The sequence below is a fragment of the Wenjunlia vitaminophila DSM 41686 genome (genome assembly GCF_000380165.1).
GTDB lineage: Bacteria > Actinomycetota > Actinomycetes > Streptomycetales > Streptomycetaceae > Wenjunlia > Wenjunlia vitaminophila.
In genome coordinates, this window is sequence record NZ_KB904650.1 from 38,599 (window position 1) to 51,031 (window position 12,433).

A 12,433-nucleotide genomic window follows, 5' to 3' on the forward strand; every position below is an offset into this window, starting at 1 on the left:
CGCGCCTCACCTCACGTACAGGTCGGCGGCGACCGGCCGGTGGTCGCTGCCGGAATCCGGGAGCACCCAGGAGTGCGCGGGGGTGATGCCGCGCACCAGGATGTGGTCGATCCGGGCCATGGGGAACCCGGACGGCCAACTGAAGCCGAACCCGTCCCCGGCCGCGCCCTGGGCGGAGCGCAGGCCGGAGGTGATGGGGGACAGGCTGCGGTCGTTGGCGGTGCCGTTGAGGTCGCCCATCACCACGACGCGGTCCAGCGGGTCGGTGTTGATCTGCCGCCCGAGCAGTTCGGTGGTGCGGTTGCGCTGGTCGGAGGTGAAGCCGCTGGACCCCACCCGCACCGACGCCAGGTGCGCGACGTAGAAGGCGACCGGTCCGTGCGGGGTCTCCACCTGGGCCCGCAGCGCCCGGGGCCAGCCGATGCCGATGTCCACGGTGCGCCCCTGGGCGATCGGGAAGCGGCTCCACAGTCCGACGGTGCCGCGCACCACGTGGTGGGGGTACTCCCGGTCCAGGACCCGCTGGTACACCGGCCGGGCCTGCTCGGTCAGCTCCTCCAGGGCGACGACGTCGGCCCGGGCCGCGACCACGTCCCGTGCGGTTGCCTCCGCGTCCGGGTTGCCCGCGTCCACGTTGTGGGTGAGGACCCGCAGGTTGTGCGGGCCGCCGCCCTTGCCCGGCATCACCAGGCCGCCGAACAGGTCGGCCCAGACCACCGCGGGCAGCAGCAGCGCGGCCAGCGCGGTGACGGAACGACGGACGAGGGCGCACACCAACAGGACGGGGACGGCCAGGCCCAGCCAGGGCAGGAAGGTCTCCAGCAGACTGCCCAGGTTGCCCACGGTGTTCGGCACCAGGCCGTGGCCGAGGAGCAGCGCGCCGAAGAGCAGCGCGAGGCCGGCCACGATCCAGCCGCGGCGCAGCGAGCGCAGCCAGGACTCCCGGGACGGGAACCGCAGCCGCCGGAGCCGCCAGGGCCCCCACGGCCCGGAGCGGTCGGTCGTCCCGCTCTCGGGCGTACTGGCCGTGGTGGTCTCCGCCATGAACCGTCCGTCTCCTGCCCCGCTCGGGCCTGCCCCGGCCCGACGGGGCCCGTGTGCCCGCATCGAACATTTCCCCGTACCCGTTCCGGACGCAGAAGTGACGACCGGAGGTTCCCGGATATGTCAGGAACCATCAAATCAGGACGGAACAGCATTGACGGGTTGTGCCGCGCGCTCACCGCGACCCGGAGCCGATTCCGGGGGCGAGCCGGCGCCGGGTGCCGCGGGGTGACGGGGGCGGCCCCACACCGCCGGCCGGTGCGCACACCGGTGCCGCGGCGGGGGCCGCCGTTCCCCGCGGTTCGCCGGTCAGGAGACGAGTGTGACGAGCTGCACGCCGCTGTACGCCGGCACTCCGTCCCGGGTGACGACCGCACGGAGGGTCACCCAGCCCTTCCCGCCGCCGCGGTTCGGCGCGAGCCACACGCTTCCGTCGGCATCGGTCTCCAGGTGTGCCAGTGACTCGCCGTCGAGCTCCCAGGTGATCTCCGCGCCGGTAAGGTCGGTGTCCGTGCCGTCCCAGGCGGCGAGGGTGAGCGCGGAACGGGAGGTGCCGCCGGCGGGCAGCTCGGCCGGCGTGGCGGTGAGCCTCAGGTCGGGACGGATCACGTCGGACCGGTATCCGGCCAGGTCCGCCGGGCACCACGCGATCTCGGGCACGAACCGGCCGTCCGCCCAGCGAGCGAGGTACCCCGGCTGGTGGTGGGCGTCGTCGATCAGCGCGTACGTCGGCACCCCCTTCACGCTGGCGACGAAGCCGTGCGGCGCGACGGTCACCGTGCCGAGGGCGCCGGGCAGCGGCAGCGCGCGCGGCTGGAGGTCGTGGCTGGCGACGATCTCCACGCCCCCGTCGAACGTCGTCCGCGACACCCTGAGGTCCGCGGTCAGGTACCGGAACGCCGTCATCGCCCGCCCGAAGTACCGGCTGGCGACCCGCCGTTGGACCAGCGAGAGGCCCTTGAGCAGCTCGAAGCCGCGCCCCGTCTGGAAGTCGCGTTCCGTGTGCTGGGCCTGGTAGTGCATGTTGAGGCCGAACGCCAGCGCCCAGCTCAGGTTCTCGGTGGTGTCGATGCCGCGGTCGAGGTTGTGCGGGTAGAACGCGACCTTGTCGTGCATCACCGCGGTGCCCAGCGGCCACTGCTGGACGACGACGCCGTTGCGGTTGGGGTTGTCGTAGGTGTCGGTGCGGTCGCGCTGCATCGTGTTGAGGTAGAAGCCGAGGCTCGACGTCAGGTCCTGGAAGATCCGGTCACCGCCGACCCCCTCGGTGCCGATCGGGAGGATCGCCGCGGACTGCGCGGTCTGCTCCACCAGCTCCTCGCAGTACGCGTACGGCGGTGCCCCGAAGTCGGCGGAGTGGTCGTACTCCCGGCGCGCGATCTCGTCCTGGAACATCATGTCCAGGCCGTAGGTGTCGCGGAAGGTGCGGAGCTGGTCGAGGATCAGCGCCCGGGGCTTGGCCCGCCAGCCCCCGATGAGGTACCCGAGGTTGTTGGTGTGGGTCTTGGTGACCAGGTTGCCCCGCGCGTCGCGGATGCCGATCCGCTCCACGCCGCCGAGCGCCACCACCGCCTGGCTGTCCGGGTGCCACCAGGTGGGGTTGGTGTAGGCGCTGGCGTAGTTCCCCCGGGCGTGGATGGTGTCGATGAGCCGCTGGAACTGCGCCGGCCCGCCGAGGTAGTCGAAGGTGAGGAAGTCCGGGTAGTGGTGGTCGTGCTGGCCGTCGGCGTAGTAGCTGGCGAGTTCGACGCTGTACGGCCCGCCGGGCACGGCGCGCAGGTAGTCGAACGCCACCGCCGGCTGGCCGGTCGCTGACGTGCCGCCGGTCGGCTGCCACAGGTCCACCTTGAGGTGCACCGACGTGGCCAGCCCGGTCCGCAACCGGGGATCGAGCTTGTCGGCGAGGGCGCGCCAGGTGTTCATCCCGTTGTCGGTCCGGTACCCCGCGAACAGGTCGAACGCGCTCCCGCCCGCCGCCAGCCGGGTCGCCGGGAGCCCGCCGGACCGGTCGGGGCCGATCCAGACGTCCACCCGGTGCGTCAGGCCGGTCAGGGCCTCGTCGCGCGCCCGGGCGCCGACGAAGCCGAACTGCGTCGGGCGGTAGGGCTTCACGGTGGCGGGCTGCACCGAGTACACGCCGAGCGCCGAGTCGTCCTCCTCGAACAGGATCAGGTCGTGGGTCGCCGTCGGCATGCCGTAGTTGGCGTAGAAGCCGCCGGCGAGCAACGTCTTGGTGTGGGCGATCCCGCCCCACTTCGGCGCGATGCCCAGCATGGTGCCGGCCTCCGGGATGGTCCGGTACGCCACCTCCGGGTAGGTGATGCGGGAGATCGGCCGGGACCACAGGTTCCGCACGGTCTTCGGGTGCAGTTCGAGGCACCCCTCCCGGAGCCGGACCGCCATGTCGACGGTGAAGAACCCGGGGACGGCGTAGCTGACCTCGGCCTCGTCGGCCGCCATCCGGGTGACGGTGACCGTGGCCTCGTCGCAGAAGACGCCGGTGCCGTTGTCGTAGTACACCGCCAGCGGCAGCACCCCGGGGGACTGCACCCGGCCGCGGCACGTCCAGTCGAGCAGCCGGCCCCGCCCGTCGATCAGGACCCGGTCCTCGCCCCGGGTCAGTTCCAGCGCGCCGGCCCGGCTCCAGGTGGCCACCGGGCCACCGTCACCGACGACCTCGATGGCGTCGACGTCGAGGACCAACGGCTCGGGTGACTGCTTGTCGTCGGGGAAGAACACGAGCACGAGTCGGCGCAGCGGGTACGTGACCCGACCGTCGCCCTTCCCGCTCCAGGTCATCCGGGACAGCCGCTGCGGCTCGAAGGTGACCCTGGTCCGCCCGTCGAAACCGGTGGGGTCGATCCGGCTGGCCAGGGTGCCCCACTCCTCGTTGTCCTGGTCGAAGAGCTTGAGCCAGAGGTTGCCCTTCTTCGGCGTGACGCCGGTGAGCCACACCGACACCCGGGCGAGGTGCGGCTGGTACGGGCTGGGGAACGCCACCGAGAACTCGCTGTACTTGCCCGTCATGGTGACCCGGGCCTGTCCGGCGGTGCCGGTGGCGGCGAGTGTGGTGTTGTACACGCTGGTCGGCGGCAGGTCGTTGGGCACGCCGTCGATGACGAGGCGCACGGTCGGTCCGGTGTCCGCCGCGGCCGGCTGGGCGGCGAGGAGGGGCCCGGCCACGGCAACAGCGGAGGCAGTGGTTCCGGTGATGAAGGCACGGCGCTTCATGAGCACGCTCCGGCATCGTCGAGGATAGAAAGCGCTTGCTTGCAAGCGCTTGCACAGTAGGAGCCCAAGGCGAAACACGTCAACGCCTCTGTCCGAACTCCCTGTCGGCGGGCCGGCCAACAAAAGGGCGCGTGCCCGGCGACCGACGTCGCCGGGCACGCGCCCCGGTGGTTCAGCGGAAGGTGGCCGCCAGCGCGTCGAGCGCCTTCACCAACTCCGCACTCGCCCTGCCCTTTCGTGCCGCGTCGTCGAGCTGCACGATGACCGCGCGGTTCGACGCGGGCGACTCGGCGAGGCGCTGTGCCTGCGCGATGTGCTGCCGGACCTGTTTCGCGGCGGAGCTCGTGAGCTCCCCCACGGTCTCGGCACGGTCGACGTGCCAGGAGACGTTGGCGAACCCCACACCCACCGGCTCGAAGGCGATGGTGTAGGTCTGCCCCTCGGTCGTGTCGAACGAGATCTTGTCCGAGCCGTTGGCCTTCGCGGCCACGAGGTTGCCGTCCGCGTCCTTCACCACCGTCCGCGCGATACCCGGGTACTCACCGACGAACGTGCCGCCGTTGCGAGCCGTAACCCGGAACTCCGTGGCTGCGCCGTCTGCCCACTCCATGCCCAGGACGAAGTTCCCGCGCGCGACGAGGCCGTCGACGTTCCCGTCCTTCCACGCACTGGGGAGTGCCGGGAGGAACTGGGTGTAGCCGAGCTGGCTCTGCACGAGCATCTCGGTCATGCCCGCGGTCAGCCCGAAGTTGCCATCGATCTGGAACGGCGGGTGGGAGTCCAGCAGGTTGTCCATCAGGCCGTTCCGGTTCCCGGCGAGCATCGCGCGCACCATGGAGTAGGTGTCCTCGGCACGGCCGGTCCTGGCGTACATGTTGATCTTCATGGCCTTGGACCAACCCGTGCCGTTGAGGCTGCGCTGCTCGAGCGACTTGATGGCGGCGTCCATCCACTCGGGCGTGTCCTTGCTGATCAGCGTGCCGGGGAAGAGCCCGACGAGCTGCGACGTGTGGCGGTGCACAGAGCCCTGGTTGGCGCTGCCACCGGCACCGAAGTTCCAGATGCCCACCTCGGGGAGATCGCCGGCCTGGGCCTTGCCGAGGCTGGTCTCCTCGAACCACTCCTTCACCTGACCCTGCTCCCCGATCAGGATCGGGTCGAGCTGCGACTGCTTGTCCTGCCACACCGCGCGCAGGTCCGCGTCGACCCCGAGCTTCTCGGAGGCCTCGATCGCCATGCGGTAGAGCTCCCACACCAGGGACTGGTCGTACGTGGTTCCGACGGCTGTCGGGCCCTGCTCGGCCGAGACGCCCGGCGCCACGGTGAGTCGCTTCTGGTACGGGCTGTACCAGAGGTACTCGTCCCAGAACGCGGCCATCTCCTTGAGCATGGGGTACGCGGTGTCGCGCAGGAACGTCTCGTCGCCGGTGAAGAGGTAGTAGTCGTAGAGGTTCTGCATCACCCACGACGATCCGCCGATGTTCCAGCCGTACTCCTGCGAACCGATCGGCGCGGTGTGCCCGAACGGGTTCACCTGGGTGTTGATGAGGAATCCCTTGCCGGTCCCGAGCGGCGCGCTGGCGAAGTCCTCGGTCTTCACCGCCGCGGACCGCTCAGCCGTCAGTCGGCCCGGAACCACGAGCGACTTGACGAACTCGTTGAACGGCACCTGGGTCTCGGCGAGGTTGGTGATCATCGCCGGCCAGTAGTTCATCTGGACGTTGACGTTGAAGTGGTAGTCCGCTCCCCAGAAGGCGCCCGCACTGCCGATCATCCACAGACCGCAGAGGTTGGTGGGGAGGTCGCCGTCCCGCGAACCGGCGATGCTGAGGTAGCGACCGAACTGGTACGCCATCTGGTCGACCGCGAGATCGTGCGATCCCGTGCGGTAGTTCCTCATGAGCTGATCGGTGGGGATGTCGGGCACGGTCGCGCCCACGTCGAACTTCACACGCGAGAAGAGCTCCTGGTAGTCGGCCAGGTGCCTGTCGCGCAGGGCGCCGTATCCGCTGGCGATGGCGGAGTCCACGCGTTGCGTGATCTTGTCGTGCGGGTCCTCGCCCCGGTACGTCGGGTAGTCGTTCTTGTAGTTCGTGCCCGTCGAGTAGACGAGCGTGACGGTGTCGGCGGCGTTGACCGTCAGCGTGCGGCCGTCGCTGCTCGAGACGGTTCCGCCCTCGTTCTGCAGCTTGAGCTGCATCTCGGCCCGCATCTGGTTGTCGTTCACCTGGCCGGCGAGGGTGATCCGCTTCTCGTTCGGATCCGCGGTGGCGGTGGTGGTCAGTCCGCTCGCCGCCGCCGTCGACGTCGTGAAGGTGAGCTTGCCTGGTTCGGAGGCGCTCAGGCGCACCACGGCGACCTGGTCCGGATAGCTCACGAAGTACTCACGCCGGTAGTGCACGCCGTCGTGGTCGAATTCCACCGTCGAGACGGCGGTGCTCATGTCCAGGTCGCGAACGTAGTTCGACGCAGTCGCGTCGGTGATGCCGGTGGCGCCGAAGTCCAGGTAGAGGTCACCGAAGTCCTGGTACATGCCCATTCCACCGGTGTTGCCGAACATCAGGCTGGTGAGCTGCTGGTTGGCGCCGCCGACGCCGGTGGGCGGGAGGCCGAAGACGTTGGTGGACTTGTTGTCGAGAGCGAGGCGGTAGTCGTTCAGTTGCTGAGGCGTGATCGCTGTTGCCTTGTTGCCACCGAGGTAGGTACGCCCCTGAGCGGGTCCTCCTCTCCACAGCGTCTTCTCGTTGAAGTGGAGGCGGTCCCGACCGGGGTTACCGAACGCCATCAGGCCAGTGGTGCCGTTGCCCTGCACCAGCGCCTGGTTCTCCCAGTCGGACACCGGGTTGGTGTACCACATACGCAGGGGGTTTCCCTTTGGGTCCGCGACGTGCGCGGTGGTTTCCGTCTGGTCGAGGGGCGCCCCGAGAGCGCCGGGGGCCGCGATGGCGGACGCCAGCAAGGGCAGCACCACCAGCGCTCTGAGAGCGAGGACGAATCTACTTCGCATGTTCATGTTGGCTTCTATCGGAGTGGCGATCACGGGATGACCGACGTGCTCGGCCCCGGTGGGCCGGAGCGACGGCCCCGCCACCTCCGGGACCGCCCGACCCGTTCGAGCGGGCACTGGCAGCGCCTGGCACTGCCTTCCCCTCACGTGGTCTCGTCGTTGAGCGACGGGGATCTGGGGACATAGAGATCGGGTGAATTACGTGGCCGGCTGGCGACTTGGATCAGGAGTATGCACCTCCAGAGGAGGGCAGTCAACGAATCTGCGGCGGTGGGCCGACCAGAGATCCGATGTGTGTGGTTGTCGGCGAACCTGGAAAGCTCCCCGACGGCGGGCGGCGGGCGGCGGGCGGGGAGGGCGAGGCTCTCCGGTCCCGTGATCCCGACCAGCGCGTCCGGTGGTCCGCCACGCCGCCGGACGTCAGAGATCAGGCTCGTCCCGCCCGGTCGCGGGAGGGCTTCCGGGGGTCGCGCGGTCGTCGTCCGCACACGGTCCGCGTCCCCTGCCGGGGAGGAACGCCAGCACCACCGCGGCACCGAGGAACGCCGCCAACCCCGCCCCGACCGCGGTGACGTGCATGGCGTGGACGAAGGCGTCCTTGGCCGGCTGCACCAGGGCCCGGCCGGCCGGGCCCAGGCGCTGGGCCACCGCCAGGGTCGCCGTCACCGACTCGCCTGCCGTGTCCCGTTGGGACCTTGGCACCACGCGGAGGTGGCCCTCGATGCCGTGCCGGTAGCTGGTGGAGAGCAGCGAGCCGAGGATGGCCACGCCCATGGCGCCGCCGACCTGCCGGAAGATGTTGTTGACCGCGGCACCGGACCCGGCCTTGCTCCGCGGCAGGTTGGACATGATGCACACGGTCGCCGGGGGCATCACGTGGGCCATGGCCACGCCCTGGCAGAAGAACAGCAGGCACAGCAGCCAGGGGTCGCTCGCGGTGTCCAGTGACAGGAAGCCCAGGAAGGTGAGGCCGACCAGGAACAGGCCGCCTCCGCAGACGACACGCGTCCCGAGGCGGTCGACGACCAGGCGCGCCCGCGGGGAGAAGAACATCTGGGCGGCGGCGAGCGGGAGCAGCAGCAACCCGGCCTGCAACGGGCTGTGGCCGAGCACGCTCTGCAGGTAGAACACCATGAAGAAGGTGACTCCCATGAGCGCGAAGAAGGCCAGTCCGACGGCGCAGATCGCCGCGCTGAACCGTGGGTCGAGGAAGTAGCGCATGTCCAGCGCCGGGTTCTCGACACGCAGTTCGTGCCGGACGAACAGGCCCAGCACCAGCAGTCCGCCGAGCATGGTGGCCCACACCAGGGGGGAGCCGAAGGAGGCGAGCTGGCCACCCTTGATGATGCCGTAGACCAGCAGGACCAGGCCGCCCATGGAGAGCAGCACCCCGAGCGGGTCGAGCCGTCCCGGATGGGGGTCGCGGGAGTCGGGGACGACCAGGACCATGGCGATCACGGCGGTGATCACGATGGGCACGTTGACCAGGAACACCGAGCCCCACCAGAAGTGCTCGAGCAGCAGCCCGCCGGTGATCGGCCCCACGGCGATGGCGAGGCCGACCGCTCCGGACCAGATCCCGAGGGCCTTGGGCTGCTCGGCCCGCTCGAAGACGTTCATGATGATCGCCAGGGTGGCCGGCATGACGAAGGCGCCGCCGAGGCCCATCACCGTGCGGAAGCCGATGAGCTGGCCCGGGGAACCGGAGAAGGCGGACAGCAGCGAGCCGAGACCGAACACGACCATGCCGCACAGCAGGGTCCCCTTGCGGCCCACCCGGTCGCCGACCAGTCCCGCGGTGAACAGCAGGCCGGCGAAGACCAGGGTGTAGGAGTTGATCGCCCATTCCAGCTCGCTCTGGCTGGCCCCGATGCCGGTGGGTGGCGGGGCGGCGATGGTCTTCAGGGCGACGTTCAGGATGGAGTTGTCCAGGACCACCACGAACAAGCTGAACAGCAGGATGGTGAGGATCAGCCACCGGCGGTGGTGCACCGCGTCAGAAACCCGCTGAGACCTGTCCTTGTCAGGCATACCGCCCACGCTACCGACAGTGCGGCGCCCCGCGCCGGTCATCGCGCGGGCTCGGCCCCACCGGGCCGACCCGCCCGACCTTTCGCCTCAGGCGTCCGCGTGTCAGCATGGAGGTGATCCGGGGACGCCGTCAGGGCGCCTCGAGACGACGATGAGGAGCAAAGCCATGACCCAGGTCAAGGCTGCCCAGACACCTTCCGACAGCACTCCCAGGCTGTACGGGGGGACGGGTACCCGACGTGTCACCGTGCGCGACATCGCAGCCGCCAAGCAGCGCGGCGAGAAGTGGCCCATGCTCACCGCCTACGACGCGCTCACCGCCTCGGCGTTCGACGATGCCGGCATCCCGGTGCTGCTGGTGGGCGACTCCGCCGGCAACTGCCACCTCGGCTACGACACCACGGTGCCGGTGACCGTGGAGGAGCTGCTGGTGCTCTCCTCAGCGGTGGTGCGCGGCACCCGGCGGGCGCTGGTCGTCAGCGACCTGCCGTTCGGCTCGTACCAGGAGGGGCCGGTCCAGGCGTTGCGCACCGCGACCCGCTTCATGAAGGAGGCCGGGTCGGGCGCGATCAAGCTGGAGGGCGGGGAGCGGACGCTGCCGCAGACCTCGGCGCTGGTCCAGGCCGGCATCCCGGTGATGGCCCATCTGGGCCTGACCCCCCAGTCCGTACACGCGTTCGGCGGCTATCCGGTGCAGGGACGCGGTGAGGAAGCCGCCCAGCGGCTGCTGAACGACGCCAAGGCGGCCGAGTCGGCGGGGGCCTTCGCCCTCGTCCTCGAACTGGTGCCGGCGGAGCTCGCCGCCCAGATCACCGAGCAGCTCCGCATCCCCACCATCGGCATCGGCGCGGGTCCCGACTGCGACGCCCAGGTGTTGGTGTGGACGGACATGGCCGGGATGACCGCCGGCCGCACCCCGCGCTTCGTCAAGCGCTACGCCGATATGCGGGGCGCCCTGACCGAAGCGGCCACGGCGTTCGCCCAGGACGTCGCCGGGGGGGCCTACCCCACCGAGGAGCACAGCTTCCACTGACCGCGGCGCCCCGACGCCGGTGACCGGCGGTCCGACCGGCGGCCGGTGCCCCGCCTCCCGCGGGCACCGGCGCGCCGGTTCCGTACGCCCCCGAGGGGTCGCCCGTCAGCCGCGGCGGGCGGCCCGCTCCCCCTTGGCCTTGCGGTAGTAGTACAGGGCCATGTTGCTGCACAGCCCCGCGAGCAGGACCCAGACGATCCCGACCAGACTCCCCTGCGCGAACGACACCGCGGCCGCGGCCGCGGCGAGCAGGCACACCAGCAGGGCGAAGACGGCGATACCGGTACGGGGCATGGGGGACGGCTCCAGCAGGTGAGACGGCGGTCCGCCGATCCCGGCGGGATCTCCTCGGCGGGTGGCACGGGTGGTGCGACACCTCCATTGTCCCCCGACCGGATTCCCCGTCTCCCGCCGGCCGGCGGTGCCGTGGCGACGGGGTCAGACGTCAGTCACCCGCAGCCCCGCGTGAGCCTTGTACCGGCGGTTGACCGAGATCAGGTTGGCGACCAACGCCTCCACCTGGTGGGCGTTGCGCAGCCGCCCCGCGTAGATGCCCCGCATCCCGGGAATCCGCGCCGCCAGCGCCCGCACCGTGTCGGTGGCCTCCCGGTCGTCCCCGAGCACCAGCACATCGGTGTCGATCTCGGCGATCGTCAGGTCCTGGAGCAGCACCGCGGACAGGTGGTGGAACGCCGCGGTCACCCTTGAGTCCGGCAGCAGGTCCCTGGCCTGCTCCGCCGCGCTGCCCTCCTCCGGCCTGAGCGCGTAGGCGCCCTTGTTGTCGAAGCCCAGCGGGTTGACGCAGTCCACGACGATCTTCCCGGCCAGCTCCTCCCGGAGCGCGGTGAGCAGGTCCCGGTGGCCCTCCCAGGGCACGGCGACGATCACGATGTCGGCCCGGCGGGCGCACTCGGCGTTGTCCGCCCCGGTCACCCCGGGGCCGATCTCCGCGGCGGCGGTCCGTGCCCGATCCGCGCTGCGGGAGCCGATCAGCACCTGCTGGCCGACCCCGGCCAGGCGCAGGGCCAGGCCCCGCCCTTGGTCTCCGGTGCCTCCGAGCACCCCGACCACCAGGTCGGACACGTCGGGGAGGTCGTGCGGACGGGGCGCGGGGGACGCTGTGTGTTCGGTCATGGGGACGATCCTGCCAGTCGGACCCGGTCTGGCGCCCCAGCGGGACGGCCCGCGGGACGGGGGCGGCCGGGGGTCACCCGGCCGCGGCGGTCCGGGTCAGCCTGGCCCGGATGTCGTCGAAGTGCCGGCGCACGGCGTCCTCCGCGCGGGACGCGTCCCCCGCCCGCACCGCCTTCAGGATCTCCTGGTGTTCCCGCCAGGTCTCCGACGGCCGGTGCGGCTGCGCCAGATCACCGCTGACCTGGTGCAGCGCGTCCCAGAAGGCGTCGAGCACCTCACTGAGCAGCGGGTTGTCCAGTGCCTGGTAGAGGGTGACGTGGAACTCCCGGTCGGTCCGCGCGTGCCCCTCCGGGCTCTCCGCGTCCTGCCGCATGACCCCCACCAGGTGCCGGAGCCGGGTCAGGTCGTCCTCCGGGATCCGGCCGACCACCCGGCGCACCAGGCCGGCCTCCACCGCCTCCCGTAGCTCGAGCAGTTCGAGCAGGCTCTGCCGGCCCTGGCGCTGACCCAGCACGGTGCGGAAGGTGAGGGCCTCGACGAAGGGCTCCAGGGACATCGAGCCCACGAAGGTGCCGAAGCCGTGCCGGACCTCCACGATCCCCACCGCCTGGAGCGCCTTGAGCGCCTCGCGCACCGAGTTCCGGCTCACCCCCAGCCGTTGGACCAGCTCGACCTCGGTGGGCAGGGGGGCACCGGGCTCCAGGTTCTCGTCGATGATCAGCCGTTTGATCCGGCCCTGGATGCCCCCCGACGGCCCCGCGCCGTCCGCCGCCCTGTTCAACCTCGCCAGCTCCTTCGCACTTGACACGGTCCTCGCGGTGTCACATTCTCCCCCAGTCAGAGGTCCAACGTCCTACGTCCTATGTCCTACGTTCCCTGTCCCCTGTCCCGCGTCCGGTGTCCGGTCCTCCCTGAGCCGCCGCGTCGCTCACCGTCACCCCTCCTTCCCAGTC

Annotated in this window: 8 protein-coding genes; 1 reads left to right on the plus strand and 7 read right to left on the minus strand. The window is 70.7% G+C overall.

Annotated elements, in window-relative coordinates:
- Positions 1-6: 6 nt before the first annotated feature.
- The 4 genes from A3IG_RS0104480 to A3IG_RS0104495 form a co-directional block, all read right to left on the minus strand.
- Positions 7-1,044 carry an endonuclease/exonuclease/phosphatase family protein gene (locus A3IG_RS0104480; RefSeq protein WP_018382344.1) on the minus strand — a complete coding sequence of 346 codons (1,038 nt, stop codon included), beginning with the start codon at positions 1,042-1,044 and terminating at the stop codon, positions 7-9.
- Between the two features lie 309 nt (positions 1,045-1,353).
- Positions 1,354-4,227, minus strand: a complete 2,874-nt coding sequence (locus tag A3IG_RS0104485; protein ID WP_157862367.1) for a hypothetical protein — start codon at positions 4,225-4,227, stop codon at positions 1,354-1,356.
- 220 nt (positions 4,228-4,447) lie between these two features.
- Positions 4,448-7,288: a glycoside hydrolase family 95 protein gene (locus A3IG_RS0104490; RefSeq protein ID WP_244885036.1), complete on the minus strand. Its 2,841-nt coding sequence runs from the start codon at positions 7,286-7,288 to the stop codon at positions 4,448-4,450.
- Positions 7,289-7,702: 414 nt separating this feature from the next.
- Positions 7,703-9,313: a DHA2 family efflux MFS transporter permease subunit gene (locus tag A3IG_RS0104495; RefSeq protein ID WP_040910799.1), complete on the minus strand. Its 1,611-nt coding sequence runs from the start codon at positions 9,311-9,313 to the stop codon at positions 7,703-7,705.
- 166 nt (positions 9,314-9,479) lie between these two features.
- Between A3IG_RS0104495 and panB the strand changes: the two genes are divergently transcribed.
- Complete coding sequence (gene panB / locus A3IG_RS0104500) at positions 9,480-10,346, plus strand: 3-methyl-2-oxobutanoate hydroxymethyltransferase (RefSeq protein ID WP_018382348.1); 867 nt, start codon at positions 9,480-9,482, stop codon at positions 10,344-10,346.
- A 105-nt stretch (positions 10,347-10,451) separates the two neighbouring features.
- Here panB and A3IG_RS0104505 read toward each other — a convergent pair whose 3' ends face one another.
- From A3IG_RS0104505 to A3IG_RS0104515, 3 genes are all read right to left on the minus strand, one after another.
- Positions 10,452-10,640 carry a hypothetical protein gene (locus tag A3IG_RS0104505; protein ID WP_018382349.1) on the minus strand — a complete coding sequence of 63 codons (189 nt, stop codon included), beginning with the start codon at positions 10,638-10,640 and terminating at the stop codon, positions 10,452-10,454.
- Between the two features lie 144 nt (positions 10,641-10,784).
- Entirely contained in the window at positions 10,785-11,480 is a 696-nt protein-coding gene (gene npdG / locus A3IG_RS0104510) for an NADPH-dependent F420 reductase (RefSeq protein WP_018382350.1), read from the minus strand.
- Positions 11,481-11,553: 73 nt separating this feature from the next.
- Complete coding sequence (locus tag A3IG_RS0104515) at positions 11,554-12,261, minus strand: FadR/GntR family transcriptional regulator (RefSeq protein ID WP_018382351.1); 708 nt, start codon at positions 12,259-12,261, stop codon at positions 11,554-11,556.
- Between the last annotated feature and the right edge of the window lie 172 nt (positions 12,262-12,433).

Coding starts and splice junctions, on each gene's coding strand:
- A3IG_RS0104480 (WP_018382344.1), bottom strand. CDS start 1,044: ATGGCGGAGACCACCACGGCCAGTACGCCCGAGAGCGGGACGACCGAC.
- A3IG_RS0104490 (WP_244885036.1), bottom strand. CDS start 7,288: ATGAACATGCGAAGTAGATTCGTCCTCGCTCTCAGAGCGCTGGTGGTG.
- A3IG_RS0104495 (WP_040910799.1), bottom strand. CDS start 9,313: ATGCCTGACAAGGACAGGTCTCAGCGGGTTTCTGACGCGGTGCACCAC.
- panB (WP_018382348.1), top strand. CDS start 9,480: ATGACCCAGGTCAAGGCTGCCCAGACACCTTCCGACAGCACTCCCAGG.
- A3IG_RS0104505 (WP_018382349.1), bottom strand. CDS start 10,640: ATGCCCCGTACCGGTATCGCCGTCTTCGCCCTGCTGGTGTGCCTGCTC.
- npdG (WP_018382350.1), bottom strand. CDS start 11,480: ATGACCGAACACACAGCGTCCCCCGCGCCCCGTCCGCACGACCTCCCC.